This window comes from Pseudoalteromonas sp. SWN29, assembly GCF_015864465.1.
Classification (GTDB): domain Bacteria; phylum Pseudomonadota; class Gammaproteobacteria; order Enterobacterales; family Alteromonadaceae; genus Pseudoalteromonas.
This window is the reverse complement of sequence record NZ_JADYXE010000016.1, coordinates 63,850-80,623: the sequence shown is the minus strand read 5'-3', so window position 1 is coordinate 80,623 and position 16,774 is coordinate 63,850. Positions and strand designations below refer to the sequence as shown.

General features: G+C 40.2%; 15 protein-coding genes. 7 read left to right on the top strand and 8 right to left on the bottom strand.

Translation table 11 applies throughout. From position 1 onward, the window contains the following. Positions 1-226: 226 nt before the first annotated feature. Both I6F53_RS08220 and I6F53_RS08215 read left to right on the top strand, forming a co-directional pair. Positions 227-856: a response regulator transcription factor gene (locus I6F53_RS08220; RefSeq protein ID WP_165741744.1), complete on the top strand. Its 630-nt coding sequence runs from the start codon at positions 227-229 to the stop codon at positions 854-856. Then, the gene (locus I6F53_RS08215; protein ID WP_197239135.1) at positions 843-2,432 is read left to right on the top strand and encodes an MASE1 domain-containing protein; all 1,590 of its coding nucleotides are present in this window, start codon (positions 843-845) and stop codon (positions 2,430-2,432) included. The genes I6F53_RS08220 and I6F53_RS08215 overlap by 14 nt, the downstream gene beginning before the upstream one ends. Positions 2,433-2,437: 5 nt before the next feature. On the opposite strand, the gene I6F53_RS08210 is transcribed toward I6F53_RS08215, so the two are convergent. Then, complete coding sequence (locus I6F53_RS08210; protein WP_197239133.1) at positions 2,438-2,980, bottom strand: hypothetical protein; 543 nt, start codon at positions 2,978-2,980, stop codon at positions 2,438-2,440. A 253-nt stretch (positions 2,981-3,233) separates the two neighbouring features. On the opposite strand from I6F53_RS08210, the gene gloA reads away from it, so the two are divergent. Continuing rightward, positions 3,234-3,761: a lactoylglutathione lyase gene (gene gloA, locus I6F53_RS08205; RefSeq protein WP_165728670.1), complete on the top strand. Its 528-nt coding sequence runs from the start codon at positions 3,234-3,236 to the stop codon at positions 3,759-3,761. 69 nt (positions 3,762-3,830) lie between these two features. On the opposite strand, the gene I6F53_RS08200 is transcribed toward gloA, so the two are convergent. The 7 genes from I6F53_RS08200 to bioB all read right to left on the bottom strand — a co-directional run bounded on the left by I6F53_RS08200 (position 3,831) and on the right by bioB (position 11,843). After that, the gene (locus I6F53_RS08200) at positions 3,831-4,313 is read right to left on the bottom strand and encodes a hypothetical protein (protein ID WP_197239132.1); all 483 of its coding nucleotides are present in this window, start codon (positions 4,311-4,313) and stop codon (positions 3,831-3,833) included. Between the two features lie 279 nt (positions 4,314-4,592). After that, positions 4,593-5,456: a protease HtpX gene (gene htpX, locus I6F53_RS08195; RefSeq protein ID WP_165741594.1), complete on the bottom strand. Its 864-nt coding sequence runs from the start codon at positions 5,454-5,456 to the stop codon at positions 4,593-4,595. 596 nt (positions 5,457-6,052) lie between these two features. Then, entirely contained in the window at positions 6,053-7,606 is a 1,554-nt protein-coding gene (locus tag I6F53_RS08190; protein WP_197239131.1) for an FAD-dependent oxidoreductase, read from the bottom strand. A gap of 163 nt (positions 7,607-7,769) precedes the next feature. Then, positions 7,770-8,453, bottom strand: coding sequence for a dethiobiotin synthase (bioD, locus tag I6F53_RS08185; protein ID WP_197175146.1), 684 nt, complete (start codon positions 8,451-8,453; stop codon positions 7,770-7,772). 294 nt (positions 8,454-8,747) lie between these two features. Further along, positions 8,748-9,635 carry a methyltransferase domain-containing protein gene (locus I6F53_RS08180; protein ID WP_197239130.1) on the bottom strand — a complete coding sequence of 296 codons (888 nt, stop codon included), beginning with the start codon at positions 9,633-9,635 and terminating at the stop codon, positions 8,748-8,750. Next, positions 9,632-10,789, bottom strand: coding sequence for an aminotransferase class I/II-fold pyridoxal phosphate-dependent enzyme (locus tag I6F53_RS08175; RefSeq protein WP_197239129.1), 1,158 nt, complete (start codon positions 10,787-10,789; stop codon positions 9,632-9,634). The genes I6F53_RS08180 and I6F53_RS08175 overlap by 4 nt, the downstream gene beginning before the upstream one ends. A 13-nt stretch (positions 10,790-10,802) precedes the next feature. After that, positions 10,803-11,843, bottom strand: a complete 1,041-nt coding sequence (gene bioB, locus I6F53_RS08170) for a biotin synthase BioB (protein ID WP_024594991.1) — start codon at positions 11,841-11,843, stop codon at positions 10,803-10,805. 94 nt (positions 11,844-11,937) lie between these two features. Between bioB and bioA the strand changes: the two genes are divergently transcribed. The 4 genes from bioA to I6F53_RS08150 all read left to right on the top strand — a co-directional run bounded on the left by bioA (position 11,938) and on the right by I6F53_RS08150 (position 16,770). Further along, positions 11,938-13,239 carry an adenosylmethionine--8-amino-7-oxononanoate transaminase gene (gene bioA, locus I6F53_RS08165; RefSeq protein WP_197239128.1) on the top strand — a complete coding sequence of 434 codons (1,302 nt, stop codon included), beginning with the start codon at positions 11,938-11,940 and terminating at the stop codon, positions 13,237-13,239. Between the two features lie 178 nt (positions 13,240-13,417). Next, positions 13,418-14,230: a hypothetical protein gene (locus tag I6F53_RS08160; protein WP_197239127.1), complete on the top strand. Its 813-nt coding sequence runs from the start codon at positions 13,418-13,420 to the stop codon at positions 14,228-14,230. After that, entirely contained in the window at positions 14,231-15,271 is a 1,041-nt protein-coding gene (locus I6F53_RS08155; protein ID WP_197239126.1) for an extracellular solute-binding protein, read from the top strand. It begins immediately after the preceding gene. Next, complete coding sequence (locus I6F53_RS08150) at positions 15,271-16,770, top strand: ABC transporter permease (protein WP_197239125.1); 1,500 nt, start codon at positions 15,271-15,273, stop codon at positions 16,768-16,770. The genes I6F53_RS08155 and I6F53_RS08150 overlap by 1 nt, the downstream gene beginning before the upstream one ends. Positions 16,771-16,774: the final 4 nt, after the last annotated feature.

Sequence of the window (16,774 nt, the reverse complement as noted above, 5' to 3'; positions counted from 1 at the left end):
TTAAACCCTGAACAAGAAATCGTCAAAGCGGAGAGTGCATAACGTAGTGATCGCGACAACTAGTTTGACAAACACCGATAGTGCCTCCATTTAAATATATAAATACTGAGCGTTATTGCTCCTTTAATTTTTACAGTGTACATTTTTGCTAGGTAATTAAATTTAATAAATTTTTTGGCTGATGGTTATGTATTTCAATGTATAATAAATTTAAAGGGAGAAATACATGCACATTGGAATAATTGAAGATCATCAATTAGTACGCGACAGTTTTAAAAAACTACTAGAGCTACAAGCAGACTGGGAAGTAATAATAGAAGCCTGCAACGTTAGCCAAGCAAAACTGGCTGTTGAGCTTGAACAACCCGATATATTTATTGTTGATATATCACTTAATGAATCAGAAACCGGCCTTACATTTTTAACCTACCTTAACGAAAATTTCCCTGAAATTAAAACTATTGTTGCCTCTATGCACGATTACGAACCTTATGTAAGTAATGCACTACGACTAGGCGCGCTTGGTTATGTGTCTAAGCGTTCTGCGTCGGAGGAGTTAATTGATGCCGTTAAATCAGTTGCATTAGGTAAACGCTACATAAGTGAAGACGTAAATTTTGCGCTAAATACACCAAACTCAGCATTAACTATTTTAACTAACCGCGAGCTTGAAGCTTTACCGCTATTAGCAAAGGGTTTTAATGCAAAGCAAATAGCGCAAAAATTAGAAATAATGCCTAAAACAGCGCACGTGCATAAGGCAAACATTTACAGCAAGCTTAATGTTACAACCTCATTTGAGCTTTTAAAAATAGCCATTGATGCGGGAGTAATAAAGCTAGATGAACTTACCTAGTACACTGCCAGCCTTTAACTTTACTATTGCGGCAACCGTTAAAGAAATTACAAAGCAGTTTTTAGTTGGTGTAATTTATTTTGTTGCCTGTATTGCCGCTTTTTGGCTAGGAGCTAATTTAGAAACCGTGCCCGAAAGTAGCGCTATATTTATTCCCGCAGGAATAAAAATTGCTTTTTATTTGCTTTCGCCAACTCGGTATTGGGTTACTTTGTGGATATCGTCTCGTGCTTTGGCTGCTCACTTAGGGTATATAATGACCGGCGCTTGGGAGTTTAATTTACTGCATGGTTTTTGGCAGGAGCTTTGCTTTTTTGCCCTTGTGTATGCGTTTAAACGTAGCCGCTGGCCGCCGAGCATTAATAATAGTTTAGGTATACTTTCGTTGATTTTATTGTGTGTTGCGAGCACCTCAATAAAGTGGTTTTTGTTTTCCAGTGCGTTTGAATTTACAAACATATTGGTTGCTAAAGAGCTATTACAGTATCAGTTAAATATGTGCCTTGGCGATATAACTGGCTCGTTATTAATTGCGCCGTTTATTATGCTACTTCATTCTTTAAACCTTCCGTTAAAGCGCCCTGCATTACTTAAAATAACTAATTTAACGGTTACGTTGACTACCGTTTTACTTGTTATGATGCTTGTATACCTGATACGCCCTGATACCTATCCATTGCTTCGCCTTGCATCGTTATTACCTATTATTTGGTTTTCGTATCGCTTTGGCGTATTAGGCGCGGTAACTAGCGCTACACTTATCAATACACTAATAATAGTTGAAGCAAGTATTACCCATGAGCCTAGCAATACCTATATTAGCCAGTTGTTTATTTTAGCTAATGCGATTACCAGTATGGTTTTAGGCGCGGCTATTACAGAGCTTAAACGTAAAAATACCGAATTAAAAAATATTAACCGCGCGCTTAAAAAACAGCTTGAGCAAAACACGCTTCTTGGGGCTAAAATGGTGAGCGTACAAGAAAACGAGCGAAAGCATCTGTCACAAGAGTTACACGACGAACTTGGGCAAAACTTAACAGCTTTAAAAACCGATTTGGCTATTTTGTCGCACCTTAGTGATGAAAAAACGCAGTCGTTTGTGGCCACGTTAAAAAGCAATGCAAACTCTATGTACGATTCTGTTTATCAATTAATGCATTACCTTCGCCCTCGTGAACTAGACGAATTAGGGCTACAAAATGCGATGACCCAAGGGCGATTAAAAAGCTTACTTACCAAAGCAAATATTAGCTACGAGGTTAATTTTAATGTAGATAATGCGCTGACTAAAGAACATGAAATTGCCATTTACCGAATTTGCCAAGAAGCCATAACCAATTGTATTAAGCACAGTAATGCTGGCAATCTTATTATAAATATTAAAACAGACAGTCAGTTTATAAAATTAGAAATTAGTGATAACGGAAGTAAAATAAAACCGACCGAAAATTCAGGTCACTATGGTTTAGCATTTATGGAAGAGCGCGCTATTGCGCTAGGGGGTAGCTTTAAGGTTACTGATCAAGGCGGCTTTACCATTAAAGTAAAACTGCCTATAAGTGTTGGGCGTTAAACGCTTTAACAAATTGATACTTGCTTAGTGTAAAACTTTTGCCTTGGTTGATCATCAAATGCGTTATCGAGGTTTACCTGTATTTCAACTTGGTTGCCCACCAGCTGTAGCAATAACCCGGTCGCTATTTGGCAATTGCCTAAGGTTGATTTTACAACCACCTTTTTGCCTATAGCGTCTTGCAGCCTTGGCTTTGGTAAATTAGGGTTAGTAACAGGTCTTAACCCTTCTGCTTTTACAAATAAATTTATGCAATAAAGTTTAGCTGCGGCAACTCTTTGTTCGTTCATTTTAGCTATATCAACATTATTCAAAAAATGAATAATGGCTTGGTTAGCACGGCTAAAGTCACTAGTAACATCGTCTAGATCTCGCCCTGCTGCCCACTTTCGGGTAACTAAATACTTGCCAGCTTCCATTCTTACTAAGGTAATTGACGCTCCAGTCATTTTACTAAACCATTCAATACAATAACTTTCTGTATTGATGTTATGAAGTAATACACTCATGCTGCCAAATTCTTTTGTACTTTCATCTAATAAAGTCATATTTGTATCTCAACGTCCTAGTTGTAAAGAGTTTAATAGTAATTATGAAAGTAAAAAATCATCCATATTCCTAATCAACCTAGGAAAATGGCTTAGTAAATAACATGTGCTATTTATAAAACACCATTTACGAGCTTAAACCCATTATTAATGGTTAAAATATTAAGCAGTGGTTTAAATTTATCGTACGGTTGATTATGATTAGTTAAGTACTATATCTCTATTTTCGCTTTATTATTTTGAAAGGATCGCCATGTCTAGCTATAACGAATCTCCAGAGCAAATTGAACAAGCCACACAAGGCTATGTAATGCAGCAAACAATGTTGCGTATTAAAGATCCAAAGCCGTCTTTAGAATTTTATCAAAATGTATTAGGTATGAAGCTGTTAGGTAAGTATGACTTTCCTGGTATGAAGTTTACGCTTTACTTTTTAGGCTACGAACAAGAGTTGCCAGAAGGCGATGATAAAGCAAAAGCTGAATGGGTGTTTCGCCGCCCTGCGCTAATTGAGTTAACCCATAACTGGGGCACTGAAAACGACGACAGTTTTGAGGGCTACCACAGTGGAAACCAAGAACCTAAAGGCTTTGGCCATATTGGTATTAGCGTGCCCGACGTTTACGAAGCAAGTGAGCGCTTTGCTAAATACGATGTAGAGTTTGTTAAAAAACCAGATGATGGTTCAATGAAAGGTCTCGCGTTTATTAAAGACCCCGACGGCTACTGGATTGAAATACTCTCTGCTGAGGGAATTACCGAAATTATACTTTCTCAGTAACTACTGATTTGTTTATATTAAAAACCAGCTTTTTTGCTGGTTTTTTTGTTTTACTCGTAAAATTTATCTCTATTTATAAGCCCAAGCATCGGTTATAAACACTTGGCACTTGTTGTAACTAGTAGCAGACTTTTGTGCTATCCCTCTTACTCTAAAATTAGTTAAGCCATTCGCTATTATTAGGTCTTCATCGGTTATTGATAGCGTATCGACTAGTGCATTTTGTTCTGATAAGAAATCGACTTTAAATTTTATATTTTTAAACGAAAAGTCTGATTCATTTTTTATTTGCCCTATACACGCAACATATAAACCATCGGTTTCATTTTTAGTGCTTATTTGGCTTACATTAGCAGTTAGGTTTTTTTGTGCTTGCTCTTCAAGCCCTGCTACATAAATGTTTTGATAAAAAACAAACCCAAAAATACCAACAATACTTAAGGCCAATGCACCAATAATTATGGGATTATTTTCTAAGTTAGAGTACTTAGCTTGAAGAGAGGTGCATTGAGGGCATTTTTTAGCGCGAGAATCAATTGAGCTAAAACACATAATGCATTCTTTAGTTTGCTGAATATGTACCACTGCAATAAGCATCCTTGTTAAGTATTAAAACCAGCAGCAGTGCTGACTTTTAAGGAGTTTAAGTGTACGCATGCAAAGAATATTCGTAAACAAAAATAGCTTAAATAAGTAACGATTTTAGCAACCATTAAAAATAACTGTATATAAACACAGTGCATTTGTTTTTAGCATTTTAACGTAAACATAAAAAAGCCAGCGGTTAAGCTGGCTTAGTATATTTACTAATTTATATAGTTACTTACATAGCTACTTACGAAGTGCGTCTATTCGCGCATCAAGCGGTGGGTGAGATGAAAACAGCTCAGCCATACCTTTACCACTTGCAATACCAAAGGCCATCATTGAACCTTCTAATTGCGATGGGTGGTTTTGCTTTAATCGCTCAAGCGCTGATCGCATTTTGTCTGCACCTACCAATTTAGCTGCGCCACTATCGGCTGCAAACTCACGTTTACGGCTGTAGCTTGCAACCACTATGCTGGCAAGTACGCCAAATAATACTTGGAATAACATATCGAATAAGAAGTAAGTCCAGCTACTGCCGCCCTCTTCTTCATCGCTATTTATAAAGTTATCTACTATGCCTGCCAGTACTTTTGCAGCAAATATTACAAAGGTGTTTACCACGCCTTGTATTAGGGTAAGCGTTACCATGTCGCCGTTAGCAATGTGCGATACTTCGTGGGCAAGTACAGCTTCGGCCTGATCTTGGGTCATGTTGTGCATTAAGCCTGTGCTTACTGCTACTAATGAATTGTTTTTACTCGGGCCGGTTGCAAATGCGTTCATTTCTGGGCTGTCGTAAATTGCCACTTCTGGCATTTTAATACCTGCTTTTTGTGCTTGCGCAGATACTGTTTGTACAAGCCAGCGTTCTGTTTCATTACGTGGCTGCGTAATTACTTGAGCGCCTGTTGATTTTTTAGCGATCCACTTAGACATAAACAACGAAATAAACGATCCACCAAAACCAAACACAGTGGCTATCAGTAAAATTCCGCCAAGGCTACGATGGCTCAAGCCCAGTGCGCTCATTATAATTGAAAGCACTACACCTAATACCAACATAACCGCTAGGTTAGTTAATAAAAACAAAAATATACGTTTCATATTGTCCTCACAAAAATAGATTTGATCACTAAGCGATTAATGCATTTGGAATTAAATCAGCTAAAAGCAATCACTGTGTTATGACACACTATGTCATAGCGTCTGCGCCATTCTGTGACAAACTATGTCATAACGCAAGGGTTATTTATGTGTTTATAAATATAATTTTATGGGGTAATAATACAGGGTCTGTTGATCTTTGCGGATTAAAATTTGTTCAAACTAGGGTCTATTTAATCGCGGCACGAGATTTGTAACCTAGTGGGCTCGATAACTGCTCCTGCGTTATTCTACTGGCTTACATCCATGTAAGAATAAGTAAAAACCGAGCAAAAAAGAGTAAATAGTCCCTAGGAAGAACCCTTTGGGCAGCGACTGTTTGGCATTAATGCTACGTTATCGCCTATTTATGGGGAATAGCCACACTGCATAGGCTCTGCCTTGCCTAAATACCAAACAGACTGCTGCAAATTTAACCTTGAAAGTTCAACAGACCCTAGCTAAGCAGCAAGGCTTATTGTTTTATATTTATTACAGAAAGCCTATAAATATTATTTTAAATCAGTGCATTGAAACGCAGCCTGTTAGTCCACTTTTTAAATACTGTTGTTTACTAATGCCATTTCAACAGGAAAGTTACGCTCTTTGGCTAATACTTGAGCTACTTCGGTTATATCTGCATGGCTCGTTTTATTTAGGTATGTCCATTGGTGGTTTTCGCGATGCTTATTAATATCGGGCTGATTGCTCACTAAACCTAACTTTATAAACTCTGCAACAATTTCATCGGCTGCTGTGAGGGTTGATGACGCTTTTACATTTTCAGCACGTGCATAACTAATATGCGAATATAAGCTCACATCGGCTACGCGCAAAGTGTCGTCATCCCCTGGTATTTGTTGGCCGCCAAACAGCGCATTATTTTGTGTATTGGCATTTTTAAATGCAGGGACAAACTCGGCTACATAATCAATGGCTTTTTGGATGCGTGTTTGCAGCGCTGCTTTGTCCCAGCCATCTTCAATATAATGCAGGTACTTATTAGGTAGCTTAGGTTGTGCACTTATTGCTGTAGTATCTGCTAAGCCATCGTTAAATAGCGTAATGGCGTTGGTCATGCCATGTATTTGAAAATACCCATTAGGATAAGGCGTTAACTGCGCCATACCTTCTGGCGTGCCTCGTTTACCATAAATAATAATTTCGGGTATTTGCCCACCTGCGCCTTGCCAATGTGTAATGTAGGATGCTTTAAATTCAACCATACGCTTAACATTTACCCCTACCATGTCGTCAATAATACCGGTTTGAAAGCCGCACGCATTAATAAGGTAATCGACTTCAAGTGTTTGGGTAGCTGAGGATTGCGATGATTGGTATTCAATATTCCACTTTGATATTAGCTCGCGCGTATTGGTACCGTTAGTGTTTACTGGCGATACCTGTTTAACAAGTGTGTTTGTTAAAACATCAGCATGGTCGTATTGTGCCAGCGCTAATTGCGCACTGGCCGATAGCCGAAATATATTCCAACCATATTCTTGCGCCACTATAAGTGGGTATTTTATTTTGCTTAAATTTAAATGCTTAGCTACCGGTATCATCCATTCATCAAGCGTTTTGGGTTCTGTTACTTGTTGTTGCTTTTTAAGCTCAAGCATTTGCTCACGACTATATAGCTGGTAGTAGTTATCGGGTTCACCTAATACTTTGTTTTTGGCGTCTTGCTGAATAAGTTCTTTGTAGGCTTGAGTTAACTTATCTAGCCTTAGTAGTAAATCCTCAGGCGAGTCGTCATCACGCGTAGGTACTGCAAATACAGTTGGCCGAACATCGATGGTGTAAGGATAAAGGCGCAAAATATCTATACATTGCTTAAGTAAATCTATGCAGTCTTCGTCGGGTATTTCACGATATAAATTACCACCAGCGTGCAAATGGCACATTGGCGGGCCATCAATTAGTGACTTTTTTTTCTCAAAAATGGTTGTTTGTATGCCCAAAGCAGCTAAACGAATCGCAATTGTTGCCCCCGCTGTGCCCCCACCTAATATGCCTACACGCGTTTTTGCTAAACGACTACCTATTGCGTCCATTTCTGATTTTTGGTGCACATTTTGGGTGTAGTTTTTAATAAATGGGGGCGTCATGGTGTGAGGGCTGTCCTTGATGACATTATCGTAAATGTAGGCTGCGGTTATTAGAGTTGATATGTGTACTAAGGTAGGCTATTTCAAGGCTTAAATACAATAAATAAGCGCATGTATTTAATACAAAAACTGCTTTGTATTTAACAAAGCAGTGTTTTAACTTTTAAGAATTTAGATCGAGAGTATTGAGTAAGCTTTTGTATATTTGTAGTTTAGGTGTTTGTTCGCTGTATGGGCTTATAGCCAAAATAGGAAATGGCAAACGTGCTTTAAGCGTATCAAGGTTTGCTTGGTATTCTTCCATATTGGGATCTACTTGATTTGCAATCCAACCAACACAATTTACGCCTAGGCTTTGCATATGGGCGGCTGTAAGTAAGGCATGATTTAAGCACCCTAGCTTCATACCAACAACGAGTATGACTGGTAGCTGCTCAGCCTTTACCCAGTCGTATAAATAGTCGGTATTATTAATTGGTAGTGCCCATCCACCCGCGCCTTCGGTTAGTAGGTAATCTGCGCCTTGTTGTTTTACGTTTTGATACGCCTCGGTAAGCTTATCAACCGTAATGGTAACGCCTACTTGTTTAGCCGCTATATGCGGCGCTATAGGTGGCGCAAAAGCAAAGGGATTAATTATATCGTACTTGGCACTGACGGTTGCGCTTTCCATTAGTATAAGCGCATCGGCATTTACAAGCTGATCGAACGCCATTTCGCAGCCAGCAGCAAGGGGTTTATAGCCAATAGCGTGTTTTTTATGTTGGGCAAGTAGCTTTAGTAGCAAGCTGGTAACGTGAGTTTTTCCGGCATCGGTGTCGGTGCCTGTTATAAAAAATTCTTTCATGCGTTGCCTTTAATGTCTTTGGGCTTATTTAGGGTCTGTTGAACTTTGCGGATTAAAATTTGTTCAAACTAGGGGCTATTTAATCGCGGCGCGAGATTTGTAACCTAGTGGGCTAAGTCAAAACCGAGCAACAAAGAGTAAATAGCCCCTAGGCAGAACCCTTTGGGCAGCGCCTGTTTGGCATTAATGCTACGTTATCGCCTATTTATGGGGAATAACCACACTGTATAGGCTCTGCCTTGCCTAAATACCAAACAGACTGCTGCAAATTTAACCTTGAAAGATCAACAGACCCTAGTCTTTTTCTAATGATAACAATACCACATGGTAGGACACATATGCTTTGTTGTTTATTAGTGGGTATGCATTACATACATGTTGAAGTGCCGACTTTGTAAGTAATCCACGGCGTGTATTATTGTGATTTTGTGTTGTAGCGCCAATGGCTTTAATCGATTTAATGGCTTTTAAAGGCGTTGAGTAAGTATCGGTATAAACAACTTTTTGTGCGCTGTTTATAACAAAACCTTCCTTTTGGACTGATTGGTTTATATAAAGCTCGCTATTAAATGTATTTATATGGCTGTTTGAATCAAGCGCTGCAAAGGCTGTTTTTATTTCGTTGAGTGACCCTGAAACTACTGTACTTATATACGCTTTACCACCGGGTTTTAAAGCACGATAAAGCGATTGCATTAAAGCCGAAAAATTTGCTGACCACTGCACTGCAAAGTTACTGTAAATAACATCAACACTCTTTGCTTGTAGCGGTAACTTATCCATATCGGCGCAAATACGTGGCGTGTTTAATGCGCTACTTTTTAGCATGCTTATACTTAAATCCATTGCTATAACACTGTCAAATACGCTTTGTAACGAGTGCGTATTAACAAGTGGACCTGCACCTAAATCTACACATACCTTGTTTTTATTATGTTGCTGCGTGTTTATTAGTTTGAATAAATCACTTGCAGCCTGTTTTTGTACATTAGCATGGGCGCTGTAGCCATCGGCCGCCTTTGAAAAGTTACTTTGTGCAGATTTTTTTAAAATATCGCTACCCACATTTTTATGGATATTAACGCCATTAGAATCATTTTTTATAGCTGTAAGCGTTGCAGGCGTGTTTATATATTCCTGCTTTTGCACAGTGCTAGTATTGCGAAGTTTGTGAGCAATCATGCTATTGCGCCTTTTAAGTGCTCAATAAGCGTGGTTATATCTTGCTCTGTATGAGCAGCAGTAAGAGTAATGCGCAAACGCGAGGTATTATGAGCAACCGTGGGCGGGCGAATAGCGGTAAGCCAAATACCCTGCTGCTTTAACTTTTCAGCCGCTTTTAAAGTATGTTCAGCGCAGCCCAAAACAATGGGCTGAATGGCTGTGTTTGATTCCATTACAGCAATATTATGGGTTTTAGCGAGTTGCTTAAATAATGCAATATTGGCATTTAGCTTATCGCGTTTATCATCAGCTGTTTTAATGCTTTTAATACGCTCAAGCGTGTGGCTTGCCATAAGTGGCGACATAGCGGTTGAATAAGTGTAATCGCGATTAAATTGCAGCATGTAATCAATAAACTGCTGGTTGCCTAATACACACGCGCCACTACTAGCAACGGCTTTACCAAAGGTAATAACTAAAATATCAGGAAGTGTAATACCCTCTTCTAAAAGTGCTTCACAACTGCCAAGCCCTGTTTTACCCAAAGCACCAAAGCCGTGGGCGTCGTCAATCATTAGCCATGCGTTGTGCTGTTTTGCAAGTGCGAGTAATTCTTTAAGAGGCGCGGTATCGCCATCCATCGAAAAAACACCTTCGCTTATAATAAGCTTGTTTTGCGCTTTTGATTTTTCGAGCCGTGAGCGTAAATGGTTTAAATCGTTATGATTAAAGCGCACTAATGCGGCGTTAGAGTGCATTGCCCCGTCAATCAAGCTGGCATGATTTAACTTATCTTGAAAAATAGCGCTGTTTTGCGCAGCCGTTTTATCTTGGAACAATGCTTTAATTACGCTGCTATTAGCACTAAACCCTGAGTTAAATAACATACCCGCGCCATAACCCAATTGCTTACATAAGTATTGTTCAAGGTTTTTTTGCTGCGCCTGATAACCCGTAACCAATGCTGAGCTGTGACTCCCTAATGCGTGGGAGTCATTAAGATTTACAGCCACATCTCCAAAGCCTAAGTAGTCGTTACTGGCAAAGTTAAGGTAGGTTTTGTTATTAACCGAAATAGTACGCGCGGTTGAATGCTCTACTACTTGGCGTTTACGAAGCAGCGCATCTTGCTGGCGAGCCTGCAGATGCGTGTTTATAAAATCAAAAGGCATAGTTATAAAAAGCCTACGCTTCGTAAAACAATTCAGAGGTCGCTTTGTCGGCTACTTGCGATGAAAGCGAGGCTTCTACGGCTTCGTCTGAATAGTCGTGACGTTTTTCTGGGTTCATGCCTAATTTTTTAATTAGGTTCATATCGGCATCAGCGTCTGGGTTTTCGGTGGTAAGTAGTTTATCACCATAAAATATTGAGTTAGCGCCTGCAAAAAAGCACATAGATTGCATTTGCTCGTTCATTGCGTTGCGCCCTGCCGACAAACGTACATAGCTGTGCGGCATCATAATGCGCGCTGTTGCAATGGTACGTACAAATTCAAAGTGATCTAAATCGTCTACGTTTTCAAGCGGTGTACCTTTAACTTTTACCAGCATATTAATAGGCACGCTTTCTGGCTGTTGTGGCAAGTTAGCTAGTTGCATCAGTAATCCAAAGCGGTCGCTTGCTTGCTCCCCCATTCCAACGATTCCGCCTGAGCATACTTTCATACCGGCATCGCGTACGTGATCAATGGTGTTTAGTCTGTCTTGAAATGTGCGGGTTGATATAATTTGCTCGTAATACTCAGGTGACGTATCGAGGTTATGATTGTAGTAATCAAGGCCTGCGTCTCTAAGTTCATGCGCTTTTTCGTTAGTGAGTTTACCGAGCGTCATACAGGTCTCAAGGCCTAGCTCTTTAACTTCTTTAACCATTTGTGAAATGTATGGCATGTCTCTGTCTTTTGGATCTGACCATGCTGCCCCCATACAAAAACGCGTTGCGCCTTTTTGTTTTGCCAGGCGTGCTTGCTCTACTACTTTTTCTACTTCGATTAAGCGTTCGCGCTCTAAATCAGTACGGTAGTGCCCCGATTGCGGGCAATATTTACAATCTTCTGGGCAAGCGCCTGTTTTAATTGATAACAACGTAGAAATTTGCACTTCATTGGGATTAAAATTAGCACGGTGAACCGATGCAGCTTTAAAAAGTAAATCGTTAAACGGCATTTCAAATAATGCTTTAACTTCAGCGTGGGTCCAATCATGACGAACAGGGGCAAGTTCCATAATACTCTCTTATTTTTTTCATAACGGTGATATTGGCTTAGTCTACGAGTTGAAGTACCATTGTCAACGAAGCCCACCAAGTTAAAGTTTACATATGAACAAAAAGAATACAATAGACCTTGATTTTGATCGACAGCACATTTGGCACCCATATACCTCTATGACACAGCCAATTCCGGTATACCCTGTTACCCACGCAAATCACAACATTATTCATCTTGAAACTGGCGAGCAATTAATTGATGGCATGGCCTCGTGGTGGAGCGCAATACATGGCTATAACCACCCTATTATAAATAACGCGATGGTTGAGCAAATTAACAGTATGAGCCACATTATGTTTGGTGGTATTACGCATAACAGCGCAGTTGAGCTGTGCAAAAAAATAGTCAATATAACGCCGCCTAGTTTAACTAAAGTGTTTTTAGCCGACAGCGGATCGGTAAGTGTTGAAGTAGCAATAAAAATGGCGCTGCAATATTGGTTAAGCCAAGGTATTACTACAAAGCAAAAATTAATGACGCCATACAAGGGCTACCATGGCGACACCTTTGCAGCCATGAGCGTATGCGATCCTGTTAACTCAATGCATAGCTTATATAGCGGCTTTTTACCTGAGCATATTTTTGTACCTGCACCGGTGAGTAAATTTGGTCGCGAGTTTAACCAAGCAGAAGCCATCGAGCTTGAAGAATTCTTTAAAGTCCACCATAACCAAGTAGCTGCATTTATAATTGAACCTATTGTGCAAAACGCGGGTGGAATGAACTTTTATCACCCCGATTACCTTGCCTGCGCACGCAAGCTTTGTACGCAATATAATGTGCTGCTCATTTGCGACGAAATTGCCACAGGCTTTGGCCGTACAGGTAAATTATTTGCCGTAGAACATGCCAATATTGAACCCGATATAATGTGTATTGGCAAAGCCCTCACAGGCGGTTCAATGACGCTATCGGCCACTATAACTAGCGATAAAATAGCCATTGGCATAAGCGAAGGTGAAGCTGGCGTTTTAATGCACGGCCCTACTTTTATGGGTAACCCGCTTGCTTGTGCTGCTGCGTGTGCAAGTATCGATTTATTACTCGAGCAAAACTGGCAACAACGAATAAAGCAGCTAAATACTCAACTTCAACAACTCAATAAATGCAGTGAATTGGATGACGTTGCTGATGTACGTACTTTAGGCGCAATTGGTGTTGTAGAGCTTACCGATAAAGCAGGCAATGTGAATGTTGCTAAAATTCAGGCTTATTTTGTAGAGCAAGGTGTGTGGATCCGCCCTTTTGGTAAACTAATTTACCTTATGCCACCGTATATAAGTGATGATGCGAGTATAAAAACACTGTGTGATGCTATTTATAACGCTATTGAAGGCAAACACTACGTTTAAATACTCATATTAAGCGTATCAATACCCGTTAATTTGTTGATTAGTGCCAACAATGTGTAACTAACCGCTACATTTAGTGTTTTTATCTATTTTGACAGTTTGTGGTTATTGATCTCCTTAATCTTTAACTATATGATAATGTCTATCATTTACAATTACCTTTATGGACTCTTTTGCAATGAATTTATTATTTAAACCGGCTAAAACGTTAGGTGTAAGCCTTTTACTTGCTTCAGCTTTTATGGCGCAACCAGTATTAGCCAATGGCCCAATTGGCGAGCATGTAAATCATCTTCAAGAAAACATTAAAAGTTACAATGAAGAAGTTGAATGGATGATTGGCAAAGTTGACACCATGGTAAGCGACTACGATACCAAAGGCGCTAAAGCGGTTAAAACTGATGATTTAATTGAATATTGGGAATCAGTTAAGTTTCATAGTGCAATAGAAACTAATTTCGTACCCGTTTACGCTTCTATTTGGCAAGGTATTTATGGCGTAAAAATGGCCATTGAAAATGGCAAACCTGCGGCTGAAGTACGTAAAGAGCAAGAAGCGATGAACATAGCCTTGTGGCAGGGTCTTGGGGCTGTTAAGCTTGCTGCAAAATTCCAGCAAAAAGGCTTGTTAAAGAGCGTTAAAGCAACTGCAACTACTGAAATGACACAAAGTGCAACAATTGACGAAATTAAGCACAAATTAGACCGTGTAGTCGCTAAATTTGCTGAGCGTTTACAAGACGAAGCAACAGATATTGTTCATGATACTTACCTGCACCTATTTGAAGGCGTAGAAGGTACGCTTATTGAACAAGACGCTAACCTAGTTGAAGTGCTGGAAAAAGACTTTAACGTAACACTGCCACAAGCAATTAAAAATAGTAAAAGCGTAGACGATATACGTGATGTGGTAAGTGACATGCAAACTAAATTAGATCGCGCTAAAACGCTAATAGAAAAAGCTGAAAAGTCGCGTAAGGATGTATTTTAAGTGAAGCGTAGGACCTTTATACAAGGCCTAGCTGCGTTAGGGGTTGTTGGCTCATTGCCACTTCCTCTTTCTCGCGCACTAGCTGCCAATATAGCAAACCCTGTTTCGGTTGATGATTTACCAAAGCTTAAAGGCGAATTAACGCTTTATTTAGGCCGTGGCGAAGGTGGTTTGTATGAAAACGTATTACAAGCAATCCAGAAAAAAAATCCCGACTTTAAATTAGGCATACGCCGAGGTCCAACAGCTGCACTTGCAAATACAATCGTAGCCGAGGCCAAGGCTGGTGTTAAACGTGCCGATATTTTTTGGGCGGTAGATTCCGGTGCCATTGGTTTAGTGACCGATGCAGGCCTTGCTCAAACAATTCCAACTGATTTATCAGATCAATTACAGCCACAATTTAGGTATAAAGAATGGGCACCTGTTACAGGTCGTATTCGTACATTGCCTTATAACACGTCGCGTTTAACTAAAGAGCAAATACCTACAAGTATTATGGAAATTGCCGACAGCGACTTAAGCATTGGTTGGGCGCCCGCTTATGCGTCTTTTCAATCGTTTGTTACCGCTATGCGTATTTTAGAAGGTGATGACAAAACAGCTAAGTGGCTAAAAAAAGTTAAAAAACGTTCTAAAACCTACGCCGGTGAACTTGGTGTAGTTATGGGTGTTGAACGCGGTGAAGTAGATATTGGCTTTGCTAATCACTACTACACACTACGCCTTAAGTCGGGTAAACCCGATGCAAAACTCGATTTAGCCTTTACCCAAAATGATGCAGGTTGTTTAGTTAACGCATCGGGTGTGCTTGCTTTGAATGACGATCCACTTGCTACTAACTTTATGCGTTATTTACTCAGTAAAGAAGTGCAAGGTTATTTGGCAACTGAAGCTTACGAAATTCCGTTAATCAATAATATTAGCCAACCAGAGGGATTACCTTCACTTGCTGATATTTCACCGCCTAAAATAGATTTAACCCAACTGGCAGATTTACGACCTACCATCGATTTGATGAGAAATAACGGCGTTTTATAATGCGACTACCCGCTTCTTACCCAATGGCGCTGCTTGCTGCGCTCATTACGCTTACCCCTGTTTTTATATTAATGGTGCTTGCTAGTGATGCCAGTTCCGTTTTTGATAGTCATAATTTAAAAATTTTAGGTAATACCTTAGCCCTAATGGGGTTAACGGTTTTAGGCTCCATTTTAATTGGTGTGCCACTGGCCTTTATTAGTGCGTATGTGCATTTACCATTTAAAAAACTATGGCTGGTATTTTTTGCAGCGCCTTTAGCTGTTCCCAGTTATATAGGTGCGTTTACCTTGTACGCGGCCTTTGGTCCGGGCGGCGAAATAAACACGTTAACCGGTATAGAAACCCCTTCTATGTATGGTTTAACGGGCGCCGCCATTGTAATGACCTTATACACATTTCCATTTGTAATGATGACCACTCGCTCGTCCTTACTAAGCCTTGATGCAAGTATGGTTAACGCCGCGCGTACGCTGGGTATGTCGATGACCCAAAGCATATTTAAAGTCATATTACCGCGTGTAGTAAACGGCATAGCCGCAGGCTCATTGCTGGTAGCGCTTTATACGTTGTCAGACTTTGGTACACCCGCAATGATGCGTTTAGATACATTTACCCGTGTTATATACGTTGAATACAACGCCTTTGCGTTAGGCCGTGCAGCCATGCTCTCATTACAATTGATGGTGATTGTTGGCTTTTTGTTATTAATAGAATCGCAAATAAAAACAGATAGCGAAAAACAAGGTCGCCCACTTATTTTGTTTCCAAGCAAATGGCAGCTAAGCGCCATTTTTGCTACCTTTGCGCCAGTGTTACTATTAGCTATTGGCTTACCGCTTGCGATATTTTCGTTGTGGTTAGCTCGCGATGGCTTTACCTCGTTCGACTTTAATATTGCATGGAACTCAGCGTATGCATCAGCTATTGCCGCTGTTGTTGCCGTAATTGTAGCCGTGCCCGTTGCCCATGCAGCATTAAGTGGCAAAGCTGGTAAGGTAATGGAACGCGTTACTTATTTTGGATTTGGTATACCGGGTATAGTTATGGGCACAGCCCTTGTTTATGGTGGTTTGCAGCTTCCCTTTTTATACCAAACGCTCGCATTATTAATTATTGCTTATATGCTTCGTTTTTTACCGCTGGCGGTAGGCTCAGTTCGAACTAGCACCGAGCATTTAGATCCTAGTTTAGTAAAATCTGCTCGCGTACTGGGTGCAAGCCCGCGTGAAGTATTTACCCGAATTACGTTACCACTGACTATGCGCGGTATAATTGCCGGTGCAGCACTGGTATTTTTAGAGTCGATGCGCGAACTAGAAGCCACCCTATTGCTCGGCCCTACTGGGTTTGAAACCCTCTCTACCTATTTATGGCGTGTTTACGAAGCGGGTTATTTTGGCCGTGCCGCTATACCAGGGTTATTGTTAGTAGTGATTTCTGCGTGCGCGTTAGCTATTATGCTCTCAGGCGAAAAACGCAACCAGTTAGAACATTAAGGAT

What these genes read in the sequence shown, in the direction of transcription:
- I6F53_RS08220 (WP_165741744.1), top strand. Translation starts at nt 227, where the DNA reads ATGCACATTGGAATAATTGAAGATCATCAATTAGTACGCGACAGTTTT.
- I6F53_RS08215 (WP_197239135.1), top strand. Translation starts at nt 843, where the DNA reads ATGAACTTACCTAGTACACTGCCAGCCTTTAACTTTACTATTGCGGCA.
- I6F53_RS08210 (WP_197239133.1), bottom strand. Translation starts at nt 2,980, where the DNA reads ATGACTTTATTAGATGAAAGTACAAAAGAATTTGGCAGCATGAGTGTA.
- gloA (WP_165728670.1), top strand. Translation starts at nt 3,234, where the DNA reads ATGTCTAGCTATAACGAATCTCCAGAGCAAATTGAACAAGCCACACAA.
- I6F53_RS08200 (WP_197239132.1), bottom strand. Translation starts at nt 4,313, where the DNA reads ATGTGTTTTAGCTCAATTGATTCTCGCGCTAAAAAATGCCCTCAATGC.
- htpX (WP_165741594.1), bottom strand. Translation starts at nt 5,456, where the DNA reads ATGAAACGTATATTTTTGTTTTTATTAACTAACCTAGCGGTTATGTTG.
- I6F53_RS08190 (WP_197239131.1), bottom strand. Translation starts at nt 7,606, where the DNA reads ATGACGCCCCCATTTATTAAAAACTACACCCAAAATGTGCACCAAAAA.
- bioD (WP_197175146.1), bottom strand. Translation starts at nt 8,453, where the DNA reads ATGAAAGAATTTTTTATAACAGGCACCGACACCGATGCCGGAAAAACT.
- I6F53_RS08180 (WP_197239130.1), bottom strand. Translation starts at nt 9,635, where the DNA reads ATGATTGCTCACAAACTTCGCAATACTAGCACTGTGCAAAAGCAGGAA.
- I6F53_RS08175 (WP_197239129.1), bottom strand. Translation starts at nt 10,789, where the DNA reads ATGCCTTTTGATTTTATAAACACGCATCTGCAGGCTCGCCAGCAAGAT.
- bioB (WP_024594991.1), bottom strand. Translation starts at nt 11,843, where the DNA reads ATGGAACTTGCCCCTGTTCGTCATGATTGGACCCACGCTGAAGTTAAA.
- bioA (WP_197239128.1), top strand. Translation starts at nt 11,938, where the DNA reads ATGAACAAAAAGAATACAATAGACCTTGATTTTGATCGACAGCACATT.
- I6F53_RS08160 (WP_197239127.1), top strand. Translation starts at nt 13,418, where the DNA reads ATGAATTTATTATTTAAACCGGCTAAAACGTTAGGTGTAAGCCTTTTA.
- I6F53_RS08150 (WP_197239125.1), top strand. Translation starts at nt 15,271, where the DNA reads ATGCGACTACCCGCTTCTTACCCAATGGCGCTGCTTGCTGCGCTCATT.